Origin of the sequence: Paenibacillus phyllosphaerae, assembly GCF_014192105.1 — a bacterium.
GTDB lineage: Bacteria > Bacillota > Bacilli > Paenibacillales > Paenibacillaceae > Paenibacillus_Z > Paenibacillus_Z phyllosphaerae.
In genome coordinates this window covers 34477-53098 of the sequence record NZ_JACHXK010000028.1, presented here as the reverse complement: position 1 = coordinate 53098, position 18622 = coordinate 34477, and the positions used below count along the sequence as shown (strand labels likewise).

Genomic DNA, 18622 nt, shown 5'->3' with positions numbered 1-18622 from the left:
GTTTTACAGACGATTAACCAATTTTTCTTCGGAAGTAAAACGCTTCCAAAATAACGTTGACAATTGTGTGACAACGATGGTATATTCGATTTGTAAGTCGCCTAGGGTGATCTTACAGCATTTGAAGATGAAGGGAATGTTTACACATGCAAGGAAAAGTTAAATGGTTCAACGCTGAGAAGGGCTATGGTTTCATCGAGACTGAGCAAGGCGGCGACGTATTTGTTCACTTCTCCGCAATCCAATCCGAAGGCTTCAAGACGCTTGAGGAAGGTCAAGCAGTTGAGTTTGACATCGTGGAAGGCGCTCGCGGACCACAAGCAGCAAACGTAATCAAGCTGTAATCATCCGGCTGACTTCAGCCCACGATAGATGGTTCACTTGACAGACATGCAATCAACCGCAGCCCTGGGCAACCAGGGCTTTTTTTGTGTTTTTACCACAATAACTTGTCACGAACGAGGCCCATCGACTTCCAACGTAAAGCTGACGTAAGCCGGACATACTACGCATGCGCGATCACAAAGGTGAATGACGAGCCGTCACATCCTCGACACTCAAATTATCAAAACATTCTAAATAAACTAAAAATACTTTGAGAAACCGCCTCCACATATGCTATAATAAGAGCATGTAAAGGAGGAGTGCCCCATGAAATACAACATTCGAGGTCAAAACATCCAGGTGACAGACGCGATGCGCGAATATGTCGAGAAGAAAGTTAGCCGCCTAGAAAAGTATTTTGAAGCGCCGAATGCCTCCGATTTGAATGCAACAATGTCCGTAACGAAAGGCAGACACCGGATTGAAGTGACGATTCCTTTGCCGGGCGTCGTGCTCAGAGCTGAAGAGAAAAGCGAGGATATGTACGCTTCCATCGATCTTGTGGTGGACAAACTAGAGCGTCAGATCCGTAAGTATAAGACTAAAGTGAACCGCAAAGTACGTCAGGAAAGCGGGATCCGAACCCTCTTCAAAGATGAAGTCGCAGCCGGCCGAGTGCTGGAGGACGAGGAAGAGTGGGAGCTTGTACGTACGAAGAGCTTTACCTTGAAGCCTATGGACGTGGAGGAAGCGATTCTTCAGATGAACATGGTTGGTCACTCATTCTTCGTCTTCGCGAACTCTGATACCAAGGAAGTGAATGTTGTTTATCGCCGGGGCGACGGCCGCTACGGATTAATTGAACAAAGCTAACTCAAACTAACGAATATCCAGGGCATCGTTTCCTCCGGGAGGCGCTGCCCTTTCCTATTATGCAAACGGGGCTCAAAGCCTCGGCACTCACATTGCGATACGCGCCACAAACTGTTACAATTTACCCAAATATGCTTTTTTCAGCGAAAGGGGAAGACCATGCTCGGACTTGTGAAGAAAATTTTCGGAGACGCGAACGAACGCGAGATTAAGCGTCTGCTGCGCACTGTAGAGCAAATTAACGGGATGGAACCGCGAATTTCCCAGCTTTCGGAGGAAGAGCTCCGTGGTAAGACGGATGAATTCAAGGCGCGCCTAGAGAAAGGCGAGACGCTGGATGATCTTCTCCCAGAAGCTTACGCGGTCTGCCGCGAAGCCTCCAAGCGTGTGCTAAATAAACGCCACTACGATGTACAGCTCATCGGTGGCATGGTTCTGCATGAAGGCAAGATTGCAGAGATGAAAACCGGTGAAGGTAAAACGCTTGTCGCAACCCTGCCGGTTTATTTGAATGCGCTGGCGGGCAAAGGCGTCCACGTCGTTACGGTCAACGACTACCTGGCGGAACGCGATAGCCAGTTGATGGCGCCGCTGTACAATTTCCTCGGCCTGACGGTTGGGGTGAACCTGAGCGGATTATCCCACGAGCAGAAGCAAGAAGCTTATGCCTGTGATATTACGTACGGCACGAACAATGAATACGGATTCGACTACCTGCGCGACAACATGGTGCTGTACAAAGAGCAAATGGTACAACGTCCGCTGTACTACGCGACGATCGACGAAGTGGACTCGATCCTCGTCGACGAAGCGCGTACGCCGCTCATTATCTCCGGACAAGCCGCAAAATCGACCGAACTGTATTTTGCCGCTGACCGCTTCGTGGGCAAGTTGACGCCGGAGGACGACTACATCATTGATGTCAAAGTCCGCAGCGTTACGATGACCGAAGCAGGCGTTGAGAAAGCCGAGAAGGCTTTCGGCATCGAGAACTTGTTCGATCATGCTAACGTTACGCTTAACCATCATATCCAGCAGGCGCTGAAGGCGCATGCGATCATGAAGCGCGACGTCGATTACGTCGTGCAGGACGAAGAAGTCGTCATCGTCGACGAATTTACGGGCCGCCTGATGGCGGGTCGCCGTTACAGTGACGGCCTGCACCAAGCGATCGAAGCGAAGGAACAGATCAAGGTACAGAACGAGAGCATGACGCTCGCGACGATCACGTTCCAGAACTACTTCCGGATGTATCGCAAGCTGTCCGGCATGACCGGTACGGCGAAGACCGAGGAAGAAGAGTTCAAGAAAATCTACGGCCTGGAAGTCGTGCAAGTGCCGACGAACAAGCCGAATATCCGTCAGGACCTTGCGGACGTCGTCTACAAAACGGAGAACAGCAAGTTCAAAGCCGTCGTAGAGACGATCGTGGAGCGCCACAAGAAGAACCAACCGGTGCTCGTCGGTACGGTCTCCATCGAGAACTCGGAGAAATTATCCGAGATGCTGAAGAAGAAAGGCGTTCAGCATAAAGTCCTCAACGCGAAGTACCATGCCGAAGAGGCTGAGATTGTATCCCGCGCAGGTCAACCAAGCGGCGTTACGATCGCAACCAACATGGCAGGCCGCGGTACGGACATTATTCTCGGCGAAGGTGTGCATGATGTCGGCGGCCTTCATATTATAGGTACAGAGCGGCACGAGAGCCGTCGGATCGACAACCAGCTGCGCGGCCGCGCAGGCCGACAAGGCGACCCAGGATCCTCGCAGTTCTTCCTGTCGCTTGAGGACGAACTGATGCGCCGCTTCGGTTCCGATAACATTATGGGCATGATGGAGCGTCTGGGCTTCGAGGAAGACCAGCCGATCGAGAGCCGTTTGATCTCCCGCGCGGTCGAGTCCGCACAGAAGCGGGTTGAGGGCAACAACTTCGATCTTCGCCGCATCGTCCTTCAGTATGACGACGTCATGAACCAGCAGCGGGAGATCATTTACAAGCAGCGTCGCGAAGTGCTGTTCTCCGAGAACATTCGCCAGCATGTGCTCGATATGATCAAGCCGGTCATTGAACGCATCGTTGATGCGCATTGCTCGGACGAAGAAGTACCGGAGAACTGGGAATACCAAGAGATCATCGACTATGCGCAAGGCACGTTCCTCCATGAGGGCATGCTGACGAAGGATGATCTGTGGGGTAAGGAGAAAGAAGAGATCACCGAATATCTCCTTGGCCAAGTTATGGCGTTGTACGAAGAGCGCGAAGCCGAGATCGGCGAAGAGACGATGCGCGAATTCGAGAAGGTCGTCGTTCTCCGTGCGGTAGACAGCAAGTGGATGGACCATATCGATGCGATGGATCAGCTGCGTCAAGGTATCCACCTTCGTGCATACGGCGGTACCGATCCGCTTCGCGAATACCAGTTCGAAGGCTTCGAGATGTTCAAAGAGATGATTGAACATATCCAAGAGGAAGTTACGAAATACGTCATGAAGGCGCATGTCGAGAACAACCTCAAGCGCCAAGAAGTGGCGAAAGGCCAGACGGAGACGGGCGGCAGCAGCGAGACGGGTGCCAAGCGTCCGGTGAAGGCGAAGGAAGAAGACCGCATCGGCCGCAACGATCCTTGTCCATGCGGCAGCGGCAAGAAGTTCAAGAACTGCCACGGCGAATTCTAAACGATGGCGTAAGCTTGAGGCGAATGCGCGGATGTGAATCGGCGCGTTCGCTTACCTTTCGCTATACAGATGTATTTTGAGGTGAAGCAAAGTCATGATCGACATTAGTGTAAAGCAAGATTTGCGCGAGATGGCCAAGCGACTCCAAGAGCTCAGGGGGTCTCTTTGACTTAGATCTTAAGCAAGAGATGATCGGGAACTATGAGGAACGAATGACGGCACCGGATTTCTGGGACGACAACGATCGGGCGCAAAGCACGATTGCCGAGCTGAATGCGGTGAAATCCGTCGTTGAGCAATTCCAGAAGCTGAGCACGGACCATGAGGACCTGCTGACCATGCTCGAACTGGCCGAGGAAGAGAACGATGAGTCGCTCGAAGCGGACATTGCGAGCGGCACGGCAGAGCTCGTACGCAAGGCGAACGAATTCGAGCTGCAGCTTCTGCTGAATCAGCCGTACGACAAGCTGAACGCCATTCTGGAGCTTCATCCGGGAGCCGGCGGCACCGAGTCACAGGACTGGGCGCAGATGCTGTACCGGATGTACACCCGTTGGGCGGAGAAGCGCGGCTTCAAGGTTGAGGTGCTCGATTATTTGCCTGGCGATGAAGCGGGCATCAAGAGTGTCACGATTCTCGTCAAAGGCTACAATGCATACGGCTATCTGAAAGCCGAGAAGGGCGTGCATCGCCTTGTGCGGATTTCGCCATTCGACGCCTCCGGACGCCGACATACCTCCTTCGTCTCCTGTGATATTATGCCGGAGATCGACGACGATATCGAGATCGATATTCGTCCCGATGACTTGAAGGTCGATACGTACCGTTCGAGCGGCGCGGGCGGCCAGCACGTCAACAAGACAGAATCGGCGATCCGCATCACGCATATTCCGTCAGGCATCGTGGTCGCTGTCCAGACGGAGCGGTCCCAGATCGCCAACCGTGATCGCGCGATGAAGATGCTGCGCTCGAAGCTCTACGAGAAGAAGATCGAAGAGCAACAGCAGCACCTGGCGGAGATCCGCGGCGAGCAATCCGATATCGCCTGGGGCAGCCAGATCCGCTCCTACGTGTTCCATCCGTACAGCATGGTCAAGGATCATCGCACATCGGTGGAGACCGGCAATGTCGGCGCGGTGATGGACGGCGATATTGATGCGTTCATCGACGGTTACTTGCGCAGCCAGATTCGGTCGGAACGAACGGAATCGTAAGGCCGGGCTTAAAGGCATGAATAGGATTGAGAAGGAGTTCTCACACTTAGAATCAGGTGTGGGAGCTCCTTTTTGCCGATATAGCGTGCGCTAACGCTTTAATGGAACAGAATGGACAGCTTGAGAGGATCCGTCATTCAGGCGGATCAGACGGCAACAGAAGCAGGAGAGTGGCATAGTGACATCATTAAGAGAATGGTCGGAAGAGCGGCAGGAGGGGGAGCGGACGCCAGATATTGTGTGGGTTCCGTATCGGACGAAATCGAGAACGCGGAGGCATCGCGAAACCGATTTCCTGCTAGACTCGCCAGTCGGTCCGCTCATAGATCGGCCGGATCCGCAGGCAGAGGCGGAAAACATGGTTCGAAGGGCGCTTCAGCAGACGCAGACGCTCCATGCGGACGGAAAGCATATGAAAGCCGGTGCGGAAGAACGGGCGGATAAGCGGGCAGGCGCAGGAACGCGTCGCGGACGGCGGAGCGGGCGCGGACCGATGAATCCAAGGCTTCAGGGGACGTTGAATATCCTGCTGCTCTTGATCGGTTCGTTTATCGTCGCCGTCAGCTTCAATATCTTTTACGTGCCGCTGGGCATTGCTTCCGGCGGCGTGTCGGGGATTTCGATCCTCGTCAATCGGCTGGCCGGCTTCGAACCCGCCTACACGCAGTGGGCGCTCAACATTCCGCTCTTCCTGTTGGGATTGTGGCTGCTCGGCAGCCGATTTGCCTTGAAGACGGCGCTTGGCTCGTTCGTCCTGCCGCTATTCGTCTTGCTCACCTCTAACTGGTCGGCGCCGACGGACAATGCGATGCTGGCTTCGATCTACGGAGGGATTGGCGTCGGAGCGGGACTAGGCCTTGTATTCCGGGGGCGGGGGTCGACAGGGGGCCTCGATCTGGCCGCACAGCTGCTGCATAGGTTTACCGGCATTCGCCTGGGGCTTGCGGTTGCGTGCTTCGATGGACTTGTTATAATAGCGGCGGGCATTATTATAGCGCCGGAGAACTCCCTCTACGCCTTGGTCGGCCTGTTCGTCACGAGTAAGACGATCGACTTCGTGCAGACCGGATTCAGCATGTCGAAGGTCGCCTTCATCGTCTCCGATGAGCCGGACCGCATCTCTGAGGTGGTGCTGCATGACCTGGACCGGGGCTTAACGAAGCTTGGTGCGCGTGGAGGATATACGAATGAAGAACGGACCGTGCTCATGATCGTCGTCAGCCAGGGCGAAGTATCCAAGCTGAAGCAGCTGGTGAAGGCCGCCGATCCGGATGCGTTCGTGATCATCAGCGACACCGCGGAAGTGCTGGGGCAAGGCTTCAGCTTACCATAAACAAAAGCGATGGCTCTCCTTGCTCGGCATGGCAATGCTGACATGGGAGGGTCATTTTTGTGTTGTATTTATATAACGACATTTGTATAATAATACAGGACTTTATTTTTTCCTCTACCTTCCTTTTTAAGCTTAAGCTGTTGTAAGGTGGAGATATCATAATTTGTGGTAGGCGGCCCCTTTGCTAGCCTGCTTGCAGGCAAGAATGAAGAGGCGGCGCTTCGCGTACAATATGCAGCTGTAGTCTGTGGATAGGAGAGAAACAAGGATGAGCGAGAAAGTTAAAGTAGCAATCGTAGGATCGACCGGCTATGGCGGCGTAGAGCTGATTCGGCTGCTGGCCAGCCATCCGACGGCGGAGGTAACGTCAGTCATTTCATCATCGAGCGCAGGAGCCCCGATCGCGGAAGGCTTCCCGCATCTGAGCGAGATTCGCACGGACCTGTTGGACGATGTCGATCCGGTAGTCATCAAGAGCAAGGCGGATGTTGTCTTCCTGGCTACGCCGGCCGGCGTAGCGGCTAAGCTCGCCCCGTCCTTGATGGATGCGGGCCTGAAGGTCATTGATCTCTCGGGCGACTTCCGCTTGAAGTCGCGCGATTCCTATACCGAATGGTACAAGAAAGAAGCGGCGGAGCAGCAATTTATCGATAAGGCCGTATTCGGTCTGGCAGAAGTGTACGGAGCCTCGGTGAAAAATGCCGAGTTCATCTCCAATCCGGGCTGCTACCCGACGGCAACGCTGTTAGGGCTTGTCCCGGCGGTTGCGGCTGGCTTCATCGATCCGTCGACGATCATTATCGATGCGAAATCCGGCGTATCCGGAGCGGGCCGTGGCGCGAATCTAGGCACGCACTACTCGGAACTGAACGAGAATTTCAAAGCTTACAAAATCAACAAGCATCAGCATATTCCCGAGATCGAGCAGGTGCTCTCCGACGTAGCGGGGCGTCCGGTAGTGACGACGTTCACGACCCATCTCGTACCGATGACGCGCGGCATCATGAGTACGATGTACGCCACGGTTCAAGGCGAGCATACGGCTGCCGATTTCATCGGCCTGTACCGTCAGTACTACGAAGGCCGCAAGTTCGTCCGTATTCGTCCGGAGGGTACCGTGCCATCGACGAAGGAAGTATGGGGATCGAACTATTGCGACATCGGCTTTGCCGTCGACGAACGTACCGGACGCGTAACGATCGTGTCCGTCATTGATAACTTGGTTAAAGGGGCGGCCGGCCAGGCCATCCAGAATTTGAATTTGATGATGGGCTGGGACGAGACGCTCGGACTGCAATTCGTTCCGGCATATCCGTAAGGAACTGATCTCACAGTCAACCGATAGAGAAGGAGACGCGATCCAATCATGGGACAAGAGGCTTTGAAGGATACATCCTTTACGATTGTTGAGGGAGGCTCGGTAACGACGCCTCAAGGGTTTACGGCCGGAGGATTGCATTGCGGGCTGAAGAAGACAACCCGTCATGACCTTGGCGCGATTGTGTGCGAGGTTCCGGCAGCGGCTGCCGGCGTGTATACGACGAATATTTTTCAAGCGGCGCCGATCAAAGTGACGAAGGACAGCATCGGGCAAGACGGCCAGCTGCGTGCGATCATCGTGAACAGCGGCAATGCCAATGCGTGCACGGGCCAGCAGGGTGAAGAAGATGCCTACGAGATGCGTCAAGCATTCGCGACGGCCATCGGCGTCTCGGCAGATCAAGTCGCAGTGGCATCGACCGGCGTAATCGGCGAGCTGTTGAAGATGGAGGCTATCCGTTCTGGGGCGGCTTCGCTGCCGGCTAAGCTCGGCTCTTCGTATGAAGCGGCAGACGACTTCTGCCAAGCGATCCTGACGACGGATTTGGTGAAAAAGGAAGCATGCGTTAGCGTTACGATTGACGGCAAGACGGTACATATCGCCGGCGCATCCAAAGGCTCGGGCATGATTCACCCGAACATGGCGACGATGCTCGGTTTCGTGACGACCGATGCGGCAATCGGCAGCGAGGCGCTGCAAGGCGCGCTCCGCCAAGTGACGGATCTGACGTTCAACATGATCACGGTCGATGGCGATACCAGCACGAACGATATGTTGGTCGCTATGGCAAGCGGTCTGGCCGGCAACAACGAATTGTCGCCAGCTCATCCGGACTGGGCGGCGTTCGTGGAAGGCTTGCGCTATGTATGCGAAGTATTGGCCAAAGCCATTGCGCGCGACGGCGAAGGCGCGACGAAGCTTGTCGAGGTGCAAGTGCGCGGCGCGGTATCCGATGAGGCGGCGCAGGCAATCGCGAAGACGGTCATCGGCTCGTCGCTCGTGAAATCCGCCGTGTTCGGCGCAGACGCGAACTGGGGACGCATTATTGCGGCCGTTGGCCGTGCAGGCCAACCGGTGAATCCAGAGACCGTCGATATTCGTTTAGGCGACATCGTGACGCTGGCGCAATCGCGTCCGGTCGTTTTCGATGAAGAAGTGGCGCTCGAGTATTTGAAGGGCGATACGGTCGTCATTCATGTCGACCTGAATATGGACAATGGCGCGGCGACGGCATGGGGTTGCGACCTGACCTATGATTACGTGCGTATCAACGCAGCTTACCGGACTTAAAGCGAGAAGCAGGAGGAACAAGTACGATGCAGCAATTTGTGATGAAATGCGGCGGCAGCACGCTGGCGGCGTTGCCGGAATCCTTTTTCGCCGATTTGCGCGCGCTCCAGGAGAGCGGCGTTAAGCCTGTTATCGTGCACGGCGGAGGACCGGCGATCTCGGAGACGTTAACGAAGCTTGGGATCGAGAGCGAGTTCGTGAACGGCCTTCGCAAGACGAGCGAAGAGGTGCTCGACGTCGTGGAGATGGTGCTTGCCGGCCGGATCAACAAAGAGATCGTCCGCAAAATCCAGCAGAGCGGCGCCAAGTCGATCGGCCTGTCCGGCGTCGATGGCCAGCTCATCATTGCCCAGCCTGTGGCGAATGCCGATGAGATCGGCTTCGTCGGCGACGTGACGGACGTGAACGCCGCGATCATTGCTGGTATTATGGAGATGGGTTATATTCCCGTCATTGCGCCGATCGGTATCGATGCGCAAGGCCAACGATATAACATTAACGCCGATACGGCTGCGGGCGCGGTTGCTTCGCACCTGGGCGTGGAGCGGATGATCGTCGTCACGGACGTGCCGGGCATTCTGAAGACGGTTGACGGCGAGAAGAAGGTGCTGCCGTCGGTAACGGTCGCGGAGATTAACGAGATGATCGCAACCGGCGAAATCTACGGCGGCATGATTCCGAAGGTTCGCGCCGCGATCCAATGCATCCAGGGCGATGTGCGCGAAGTCGTCATCGTCAACGGAGACGAGCCGAATGTATTGAGCAAAGCGGTGCTTGAGGGCGGAATCGGAACCCGCATCGTACAGAGCGAATAAAAGGCAAGCGCACGCCTGCCTTGAGGCGGCTGCATACATGTTCCATATGAGGAACAGCCATAATGAGAGAGGTGAACCGTGAGATGAGCGAAGCTATCCAAGAAGCAAGCCCGCTATTCCCGACCTATGCCAGATACCCGATCGCGCTGGTCAAGGGGGAAGGCAGCTGGCTGTGGGACGACCAAGGGAACAAGTATTTGGACTTCATGTGCGGCATTGCCGTTACGAATCTGGGCCACGCGCCCGTTGTGATCAAAGAGGCACTGAAGAAGCAGCTCGACGAGCTGTGGCATGTGTCGAACCTGTACCATATTCCGAATCAAGAAGCGGCGGCTCGGCTGCTGACGGAGAACAGCTGCGCCGATCGCGTGTTCTTCAGCAATTCGGGAGCGGAAGCGAACGAGGCAGCGATCAAGTTGGCGCGCCGCTATCAGCAGAAGATCGCGGACAATGGCCGATACGAGATCATCACCTTCAACAAATCCTTCCATGGCCGGACGTTGGCGACGCTGACCGCGACCGGGCAGGACAAGGTGAAGGAAGGCTTCCTGCCGCTTCCGGAAGGTTTCCGCCATGTCGAATTGCACGACGTGCAGGCGCTTGAGGCGGCTATTACCGATAAGACGGCGGCGATCATGCTGGAGCTGGTGCTGGCGGAAGGCGGCGTTCATCCGGTAGATCCGGGATTCGTGCAGCATATTGTAACCTTGTGCAAGCAGCATGGGCTGCTGCTCATCATAGACGAGATTCAGACCGGCATGGGCCGGACGGGCAAACTGTTTGCCTACGAGCATTACGGCATTGAGCCGGATATTTTCACCTTGGCCAAAGGGCTAGGCAGCGGCTTCCCGGTCGGCGCCATGCTCGCCAAAGAATACTTGGCCGAAGCGTTCAGCGCCGGCAGCCATGGCTCGACCTTCGGCGGTACGCCGATCGCGACGGCTGTGGTCAAGGCGACCGTAGAAGCGATCGCCGGCGGCAAGTTGTTCGATCGCGCCGCAGAGGCGGGCGACTACCTCAGAGCGCAGCTGCAGGACAAGATCGGCGCGAACCCGTTCGTCACGGATATCCGCGGCAAGGGATTGATCGTGGGGATCGAATGCACGGAGCCTGTCGGACAGCTCGTCATCGAAGCGCAGAAGCGCGGCCTGCTCGTCGTAACGGCAGGACCGAACGTCATTCGCCTGCTGCCGAATCTGCTCGTCTCGCACGAGGAGATCGACCAAGCGGTAGCGATTATTAGCGCCATGTTGGCAGAGCTGCCGGCAGCAGTATAGAAACACTTCAGAAGGAGGACGAACTCCATGCAATCTACGTTGAATGAAGAATTGGCTTTTAACCTCAAGGGCCGGGATTTCCTTGGTCTTGTTGACTATACACCGCAAGAAGTTCGCTACCTGATCGACCTGGCGATCGAACTCAAGCAGAAGCAGAAGTCCGGCGAGGTATACCACCCGTTGAAGGGCAAGACGCTCGGCATGATCTTCGAAAAGTCGTCCACCCGGACGCGCGTATCCTTCGAGGTCGGCATGTACCAGCTGGGCGGCCAAGCGCTGTTCCTGAGCAAGAACGATCTGCAGATCGGACGCGGCGAGCCGATTTCCGACACGGCCAGAGTGCTGTCCCGTTACCTGGATGGCATTATGATCCGCACGTTCGCCCACCGCACGGCAGTCGAACTGGCCCGCGGCGCAACGGTACCGGTCATTAACGGTCTGACGGACACGAACCATCCTTGTCAGGCGCTGTGCGACTACCAGACGATTCTGGAGCACAAAGGGCGTCTCGAGGGACTCAAGATCGCTTATATCGGCGACGGCAACAATATGGTGCATTCCTTGCTGATGGGCGCGGCTAAGCTCGGCATGAACATCTCGGTCGCGACGCCTGAAGGCTATGAAGCGGATCAAGAGATCGTTGATCTGTCGAAGCTGCATGCGAAGGAGACTGGTGCCAACATCCACGTGGGCCATGATCCGAAGGAAGCGATCGCGGACGCGGATGTCGTCTATACCGACGTATGGGCGAGCATGGGCTTCGAGCAGGAGCAGAAGGACCGCGAGGTTGCTTTTGCGAATTATCAAGTGAACGAAGCGCTGGCGAAGTATGCCAAGAGCGACTATCTGTTCATGCACTGCCTGCCGGCGCATCGCGGCGAAGAAGTGAGCGAAGGCGTCATCGACGGCAAGCACTCGATTATTTTCGACCAAGCGGAGAACCGCTTGCATGCGCAGAAAGCGATTATGGCGGCTACAATGTAATGATTGGTTTGCGTTTCTGTATCAGAAACGCAGCATTCATTACGAATTGATTGGTTTGCGTTTCTGTATCAGAAACGCAGCATTCAGCAGCTGATTGGTTTGCGATCCTTTAGTGAGGATCGCAGCATTCAGCTAATCAACAAGTAACTACACGAACGGGAGTGGGAGAACCATGGCGAAGGAAAAAATCGTACTCGCATATTCGGGCGGTCTGGATACGTCCGTTATTCTAAAATGGCTGAAAGAAACGTATGACGCGGAGATCATCGCGTTCACGGCCGATATCGGCCAGAAGGAAGAGCTTGACGGCCTCGAGGAGAAGGCACTGGCAACAGGCGCTTCGAAAATCTACATCGACGACCTCCGCGACGAATTCGCGAAGGACTTCATCTATCCGATGTTCCAAGCAGGCGCGCTGTATGAAGGCCAGTACCTGCTCGGCACGTCGATCGCGCGTCCGCTGATCGCTAAGCGCATGGTCGAGATCGCTCGCGCAGAAGGCGCAACGGCGATCGCGCACGGCGCGACAGGCAAAGGGAACGACCAAGTTCGTTTCGAGCTGACGGCGGCTGCGCTCGCGCCGGACATCCAAGTGATCGCGCCATGGCGCAACGAGGAGTTCCGTGAGCAATTCCCAGGACGTGCCGAGATGATCGCGTATGCCGAGAAACACGACATTCCGGTACAAGCTTCCGCGGCGAAACCGTATTCGATGGACCGTAACCTGCTGCATATCAGCTTCGAGAGCGGCATGCTGGAAGATCCTTGGTTCGACCCATCGGCAGAAGAGAACAAGGGCATGTACGTGCTGAGCGTAGCACCTGAAGACGCGCCGGATCAAGCCGAATACGTGGAGCTGACGTTCGAAGGCGGGGACTGTATCGCGATCAACGGCGAGCGCTTGAGTCCGCTGGCCGTGATGGAGAAGCTGAACGAGCTTGGCGGCAAGCACGGCATCGGCCGCGTCGACATGGTCGAGAACCGTTTCGTCGGCATGAAGAGCCGCGGCGTGTACGAGACGCCAGGCGGTTCGATCTTGTTCACCGCGCATCGCAAAATGGAGTCGCTCACGATGGACCGCGACGTCATGCACTTGCGTGATTCGCTCATCTCCAAGTATGCGACGCTCGTATACAACGGTTTCTGGTTCGCGCCTGAGCGCCTTGCCCTGCAAGCGTTGGTGCTAGAGAGCCAGAAGAATGTGACCGGCGTCGTCCGTCTGAAGCTGTACAAAGGCAACATCATCGGCGCTGGCGTGAAGAGCCCGGTGAGCTTGTATAACCCGGACATTGCGACGATGGAAGCAGATCCGTCCAAAGCCTATGACCAAGGCGATGCAACGGGCTTTATCCGCCTGAACGCGCTTCGTCTGAAAGTATCTTCGGGCGTGGAGCAAAACAAGAACCAATAAGGACCTTATACAGGCCCTGGCACCTGTTCGTTACGGGCCGGGGCCGTATCTGCATCAGTAAACGAGCAGCGGGTTATACGAAAAGGAGCGGACGAACGTGAGTAAATTATGGGGAGGCCGGTTTACCAAGAAAACCGACCAACTGGTTGAAGAATATACAGCATCCATTCTGTTCGACAAGGAGCTGGCCGAAGAAGACGTCCAAGGCAGCCTTGCGCATGTGACGATGCTCGGCAAGCAGGGCATTCTGCCGGCGGATGACGTGGAGACGATCAAGCAAGGCCTGAACCGCGTGCTGGAGAAAATCAAGGCCGGCGAGATCGAATTCTCGATCTCGGACGAAGACATTCACATGAATATCGAGAAGTCGCTGATTGAAGATATCGGTCCTGTCGGCGGGAAGCTGCATACCGGCCGCAGCCGTAACGACCAAGTGGCGACGGATATGCACCTGTATCTCCGTAAGCGCGTCGTCGAGTTCGTCGACCTGCTGCACAAGCTGCAGGCAGCGCTTATCGAGCAGGCGAAAGCGAATCTCGACACGATCGTGCCGGGTTACACGCATCTGCAGCGGGCGCAGCCGATTCTGTTCGCCCATCATCTGATGGCGTACGTCTCGATGTTCGGCCGCGACGCCGAGCGTCTGTCCGACAGCTACAAGCGGATCAACACGCTGCCGCTCGGAGCTGGCGCGCTGGCAGGCACGACGTTCCCGATTGACCGGCATTTCGTCGCGAGCCAGCTTGGCTTCGACCGCGTCTACGAGAACAGCCTGGATGCGGTAAGCGACCGCGATTTCATCTTGGAGTTCCTGTCGCAAGCGTCGATCATCATGATGCATCTTTCCCGTCTGAGCGAGGAGCTTATTCTGTGGTCGAGCACGGAGTTCCGCTTCGTGGAGCTCGACGATGCGTTCTGTACAGGCAGCTCCATCATGCCGCAGAAGAAGAACCCGGACGTGCCGGAGCTTGTCCGCGGCAAGACCGGTCGCGTATACGGCAACCTCATTGGCCTCTTGACGGTGCTGAAGTCGCTGCCGCTTGCTTACAACAAGGACATGCAAGAAGACAAAGAGGGCATGTTCGATACCGTAAAGACGCTCCAAGGGGCATTGCAATTGTTCGCGCCGATGATCGCGACGATGAAGGTGAACAAGGAACAGATGCGCCAAGCGGTCAATCAGGACTTCTCGAACGCAACGGACATCGCCGACTTCCTCGTGAACAAAGGGCTGCCGTTCCGCCAAGCGCACGAAGTCATCGGCAAGACGGTGCTCTACTGTATCCAGCAGGGCAAATACTTGCTTGATCTGACCATCGACGAATTTAAGCAATTCTCTGACCTGTTCGACGATCGCATCTACGAGGTGCTGCAGCCGGAGCAAGTCGTGAACGCCCGCAACGTGTACGGCGGCACGGCACGTACGCAGGTCGCGGAAGCCATCGCCCGCGCAGAGCGCGAGCTGGATCAGACGGCTGCATGGGTCGCCGAATATAGCGAGAAGAGCCGCTAAGTTTCACGCGGCGCTCCTCAAGCGCACCTAGCGATAAGGACCAAAAAGCTATCTCTCACCGTACGAACGGGAGGGATAGCTTTTTTCGATTTAATCGAAATCGGACGCGGCGCGTATTTCATCGCTAATGACGGTACGGTTGCGTCCGGAGTTTTTGGCTGCATAGAGCGCTTGGTCCGCAAGATAGAACGCTTCTTCGAACCCAAGCTCCCGGTTAGGGAAGCGGGAGATGCCGATCGATATGGTAATGGGAGCGCCGACCGGGCTCGGCGTTCGCTCCAGATGCTTGCGGATCCGTTCAGCGACTTCATAAGCATGCTCCGCCTTCGTATGCGGCAGCAAGATCACGAATTCCTCGCCGCCATACCGGCAGCAGATTTCGTCTCGCCGGGTTTCGGCCTGAAGCAATTCGGCTGCGAATTTCAAGACCTCGTCGCCGATTTGATGTCCGTAGCGGTCGTTGATCGATTTAAAATGGTCGATATCAAGCACAATAATCGCAAACGGTACGCTGCCGCTTACCCATACTTGCGTCGTGCTCTCGAACGTGCGACGGTTCATAAGGCCGGTTAAGGCATCCGTATGCGCCTCGACCGAATAATGATCGGCTTTCTTCTGAAGTCCTCGCACCGCAAGGGTAACCGCCCGGTTCAGATGGAACGCTTCGTAGTTCCAGACCGACGGGGAGGGAAGCTTGGCGACGCGCTCGCCGCTGGCAATCCGTCTAGCCGTATCGGTCAGAGCCGTGAACGGCATCGACAGTCGCCGGGCCACGATCAGCGTGAACAGCAACAGAAGCAGGACGAACGGCGTCGCATACTTGATTTGGTTGCGGATCATCGTGCTGCCGGATTCATCGATAACGGTTTGCGGCGTCTGAACAATAATGCCCCAGCTGTTACGCCCTACGCTCGCGTAGCCGGCAAGAAAAGGAATGTCTTGGGTATTGGTCACTTTGCTATAGCCGGAAGCTCCGGTCAAGACTTGGCTGACGACGGCGTTCGCGCTGACATCGACGCCGATTCGCTCGATAGTCGGGTGATAGATCAGATGTCCTTCGCTATCGACGACGTAATGGTAGGTGCCGTTCTGGGATCGAGGCTGATTGCCGAAGATCCGGGTGAATACATTATCCTCGCGGAGATAGATCGAACCGCCTACAAAGCCGAGATAAGCGCCGTGCTCATCGAAGATCGGGTGCGTAAATAGCACGACCATTCTTCCGCTAAGCCCAATATAGGGGGACGTAATATAAGGTCGCTTAAGGGTTAGCGGTATTTCGCACAGCTCCCCGTCCATGTTGGATCCCGTCAAGCCGACCGACGCGGGGGAGATCCCGGTAATGACGCCGGAAGCGTTCACCAGGAAGACCGAATTGAACAACTGACTGCTGTTGAGCAGAAGATCAAGCGGCTCCTGAATGCTGGCGAGCTTATGGGCGGAGAAGGCTTGGGCGGCCGATTCCAGACTGGATTGCATGGAGCCGAGCAGCGTATTCATCGTTTCGCTTAACTTAAGCGCCTGCTCATAATTCGTATGGAGAGTCGAATCGGTAAGCGTCTTCTTTTGCGTCAGAATGCCGGCAATGTTCTGAATGGTGCTCGTCCCGACAATCGAAATCAGCACAAGGCCGATCAGGACATGGATCAGGCGCAAGCGAAGAGGCCGTATAGCGAACATGTTGCGGATACCTGAATCCCTCCTTCGGCCAGTCTGTTGCTGTTGTATTTCGACAAAATTCGACCGAATCCTCTTTGCCCATGATGGTTAAATAAAACAACGACCAGCCGCGAAGCATGGCCTCGAGGCTGGTACATGGACTTTATGTGACTGCGATATGCACGCATGCTGGACGCCGGTAATCCACTTAGTCGGTAACGCCGTCCTCCAGCAGCTCTTTGCCTTTGCCATGCTGGCCCTGGCTGCCGTGAGGACCGGCATTCTCCGGGGCTACGGCGTAGACGGCCGCCTGCGCTTTGTATTTGTCGCGCGAGATTCGCTTGGTCGCAACGGCTTTGCCGTCGACGAGCTTCGTCCGGTATGTCTCGACGACGTAGCCGGGCTTGCCTGGCGTCATGAGCAGCCGGTCGCCGGGCTGGACGGCAGCGGAAGGGACTTCCTTGATCGTCGGCGCAATCTCCTCGATGGTTTTGGAAGCAAGCGTGTAGGAGACGCCTTTCTCCATCGTGCCGAACAGCTTCACCGTCAGTTTGCCGCCGGACGCTTCCGTGCGAATGATCAGATGTTTGCCCGTCGTGTTTTTGAACCGGAAGTTAATGTAGCCCTCGGCGAACGTGGCATCTCGTCCCATAGGCAAATAGGAGACCGGCAGCGAATGGTTGCGCCGTTCCGTCATATCAAGGCCAGCCAGCAATACGGTATTGTACAGCGTGCTGGACACTTGGCAAATGCCGCCGCCGATCCCCGGGACGAGCTCGCCGTTCAGGATGACCGGCGCCTCGCGGAAGCCATAGCCTTCGCGAGTAGCGGCAATAACCTTGCGGTAATCGAATATTTCGCCCGGCGCAAGCTCCCAGTTATTCAGGATCTTGGCTGTCGAAGTCACGTTGTAGGCGCGGCCGGAGCCGCTTGTGCTGAAGTCGGTAGTGAACTCCGCTATTTTGCGGGCGACGCCTTGCGCCTTCAGTTTGTCGAGCGTCATGTTCGGATGGACGAGCATCAGCGGCAGATCGAGCACGACAGGCTTGCCCTGCGCTCCCCATTGCGGGGTTTGCGCTTGCGCAATCGCCTTGCCCGCGGCGGCGGCAAGCGTCTTGGTATCGATCCGGTAAGCGTCCGAATGCGGCGTGTAGATGATGGAGTCGTCCGACTTGATGGTTCGTGTCGCATTCACGGGAGCGTTGGCCTCGAGAAGCCCCCATTGTTGCCTTACCGCCTTGTCGAGCAAGCCGGCATCCCATCCAAGCGTAACGTGAAGCTGCCTATCGAACAGATAGCGGTATTTGGCCCTTGTCCATATTCCGCCCGTACGAAGGCCTTCCAGCGCTTGCACAGCCCCCTGAACTTGGGCCTTGAACCCGAGTTGATCAAGCGTCCAAGATCGCTCATCCTTGCCGGTATCGTTGGCTTGAATCGTAAGTCGCACCTTACTTGCGGCCAATGAGTGCTGTTTCACCAGCTTCAGCGCTTCATCGAGCGGGAGACCGCCGATTGCGATCGCGGTCTCCCCTTGCAGCGTCAGACTGCCGTCCGATACGGCCGATACTTTCACACTTTCAGGCACGGTGTCCCGCTGTCCATATATCCATAACATTCCCCATCCGATCGAGAAGACCAGAAGCAACGCGAAGATTGCGATGCCGATGCCATGCCAGATTTTCATGCCTTCCCACCTTTCTTCAAGAGGTATTGTTCAAAAAGTCACCCATTGATCACGAAGCCTATCAGGGAGTGTCCCTTCTTCCTTCTTCACCTTTACGCAACCTTCTCGGTGCTGGACGGTCGACTTTTTGAACGTTCTTCAAGCGAACATCGTTGAAGATGTATATGCAGCAGGAACGGAAATTCTGACGGCTACTTAAAGATAAGGGAGAAACGTTAAATTTTGATGGCACCATCCTCGTTTGAAAA

At 55.9% G+C, this 18622-nt stretch carries 14 protein-coding genes; 12 read left to right on the top strand and 2 right to left on the bottom strand.

Annotated elements, in window-relative coordinates:
* Window positions 1-146 precede the first annotated feature (146 nt).
* The 12 genes from FHS18_RS31045 to argH all read left to right on the top strand — a co-directional run bounded on the left by FHS18_RS31045 (window position 147) and on the right by argH (window position 15031).
* Window positions 147-344 (top strand): cold-shock protein, encoded by a 198-nt coding sequence (locus FHS18_RS31045; protein ID WP_183604289.1) that lies wholly within the window; start codon window positions 147-149, stop codon window positions 342-344.
* 307 nt (window positions 345-651) lie between these two features.
* Window positions 652-1197, top strand: a complete 546-nt coding sequence (gene hpf / locus FHS18_RS31040) for a ribosome hibernation-promoting factor, HPF/YfiA family (RefSeq protein ID WP_183604288.1) — start codon at window positions 652-654, stop codon at window positions 1195-1197.
* 159 nt (window positions 1198-1356) lie between these two features.
* On the top strand, window positions 1357-3873 hold the full coding sequence (secA, locus tag FHS18_RS31035) for a preprotein translocase subunit SecA (protein WP_183604287.1): 2517 nt from the start codon (window positions 1357-1359) through the stop codon (window positions 3871-3873).
* Between the two features lie 94 nt (window positions 3874-3967).
* Window positions 3968-5087 (top strand): peptide chain release factor 2 gene (gene prfB, locus FHS18_RS31030; protein ID WP_183604286.1). Its coding sequence is split into 2 segments (ribosomal slippage): window positions 3968-4039 and window positions 4041-5087, totalling 1119 coding nucleotides; the frame shifts between segments, so codons are not numbered across the junction.
* Between the two features lie 493 nt (window positions 5088-5580).
* Window positions 5581-6420 carry a YitT family protein gene (locus FHS18_RS31025; RefSeq protein WP_246428016.1) on the top strand — a complete coding sequence of 280 codons (840 nt, stop codon included), beginning with the start codon at window positions 5581-5583 and terminating at the stop codon, window positions 6418-6420.
* Between the two features lie 268 nt (window positions 6421-6688).
* On the top strand, window positions 6689-7738 hold the full coding sequence (gene argC, locus FHS18_RS31020; RefSeq protein WP_183604285.1) for an N-acetyl-gamma-glutamyl-phosphate reductase: 1050 nt from the start codon (window positions 6689-6691) through the stop codon (window positions 7736-7738).
* Window positions 7739-7786: 48 nt separating this feature from the next.
* Window positions 7787-9031, top strand: a complete 1245-nt coding sequence (argJ, locus tag FHS18_RS31015; protein ID WP_183604284.1) for a bifunctional ornithine acetyltransferase/N-acetylglutamate synthase — start codon at window positions 7787-7789, stop codon at window positions 9029-9031.
* Between the two features lie 26 nt (window positions 9032-9057).
* Complete coding sequence (gene argB, locus FHS18_RS31010; protein ID WP_183604283.1) at window positions 9058-9846, top strand: acetylglutamate kinase; 789 nt, start codon at window positions 9058-9060, stop codon at window positions 9844-9846.
* Between the two features lie 83 nt (window positions 9847-9929).
* Window positions 9930-11123, top strand: coding sequence for an acetylornithine transaminase (gene argD, locus FHS18_RS31005; RefSeq protein WP_246428015.1), 1194 nt, complete (start codon window positions 9930-9932; stop codon window positions 11121-11123).
* 27 nt (window positions 11124-11150) lie between these two features.
* Window positions 11151-12107 carry an ornithine carbamoyltransferase gene (gene argF, locus FHS18_RS31000; protein WP_183604281.1) on the top strand — a complete coding sequence of 319 codons (957 nt, stop codon included), beginning with the start codon at window positions 11151-11153 and terminating at the stop codon, window positions 12105-12107.
* A 172-nt stretch (window positions 12108-12279) separates the two neighbouring features.
* On the top strand, window positions 12280-13518 hold the full coding sequence (locus FHS18_RS30995; RefSeq protein ID WP_183604280.1) for an argininosuccinate synthase: 1239 nt from the start codon (window positions 12280-12282) through the stop codon (window positions 13516-13518).
* A 97-nt stretch (window positions 13519-13615) separates the two neighbouring features.
* On the top strand, window positions 13616-15031 hold the full coding sequence (argH, locus tag FHS18_RS30990; RefSeq protein WP_183604279.1) for an argininosuccinate lyase: 1416 nt from the start codon (window positions 13616-13618) through the stop codon (window positions 15029-15031).
* Between the two features lie 90 nt (window positions 15032-15121).
* On the opposite strand, the gene FHS18_RS30985 is transcribed toward argH, so the two are convergent.
* On the bottom strand, window positions 15122-16711 hold the full coding sequence (locus FHS18_RS30985) for a sensor domain-containing diguanylate cyclase (RefSeq protein ID WP_183604278.1): 1590 nt from the start codon (window positions 16709-16711) through the stop codon (window positions 15122-15124).
* A 187-nt stretch (window positions 16712-16898) separates the two neighbouring features.
* Complete coding sequence (locus FHS18_RS30980; RefSeq protein ID WP_183604277.1) at window positions 16899-18374, bottom strand: VanW family protein; 1476 nt, start codon at window positions 18372-18374, stop codon at window positions 16899-16901.
* Between the last annotated feature and the right edge of the window lie 248 nt (window positions 18375-18622).

What these genes read in the sequence shown, in the direction of transcription:
- FHS18_RS31045 (WP_183604289.1), top strand. Translation starts at nt 147, where the DNA reads ATGCAAGGAAAAGTTAAATGGTTCAACGCTGAGAAGGGCTATGGTTTC.
- hpf (WP_183604288.1), top strand. Translation starts at nt 652, where the DNA reads ATGAAATACAACATTCGAGGTCAAAACATCCAGGTGACAGACGCGATG.
- secA (WP_183604287.1), top strand. Translation starts at nt 1,357, where the DNA reads ATGCTCGGACTTGTGAAGAAAATTTTCGGAGACGCGAACGAACGCGAG.
- FHS18_RS31025 (WP_246428016.1), top strand. Translation starts at nt 5,581, where the DNA reads ATGAATCCAAGGCTTCAGGGGACGTTGAATATCCTGCTGCTCTTGATC.
- argC (WP_183604285.1), top strand. Translation starts at nt 6,689, where the DNA reads ATGAGCGAGAAAGTTAAAGTAGCAATCGTAGGATCGACCGGCTATGGC.
- argJ (WP_183604284.1), top strand. Translation starts at nt 7,787, where the DNA reads ATGGGACAAGAGGCTTTGAAGGATACATCCTTTACGATTGTTGAGGGA.
- argB (WP_183604283.1), top strand. Translation starts at nt 9,058, where the DNA reads ATGCAGCAATTTGTGATGAAATGCGGCGGCAGCACGCTGGCGGCGTTG.
- argD (WP_246428015.1), top strand. Translation starts at nt 9,930, where the DNA reads ATGAGCGAAGCTATCCAAGAAGCAAGCCCGCTATTCCCGACCTATGCC.
- argF (WP_183604281.1), top strand. Translation starts at nt 11,151, where the DNA reads ATGCAATCTACGTTGAATGAAGAATTGGCTTTTAACCTCAAGGGCCGG.
- FHS18_RS30995 (WP_183604280.1), top strand. Translation starts at nt 12,280, where the DNA reads ATGGCGAAGGAAAAAATCGTACTCGCATATTCGGGCGGTCTGGATACG.
- FHS18_RS30985 (WP_183604278.1), bottom strand. Translation starts at nt 16,711, where the DNA reads ATGTTCGCTATACGGCCTCTTCGCTTGCGCCTGATCCATGTCCTGATC.
- FHS18_RS30980 (WP_183604277.1), bottom strand. Translation starts at nt 18,374, where the DNA reads ATGAAAATCTGGCATGGCATCGGCATCGCAATCTTCGCGTTGCTTCTG.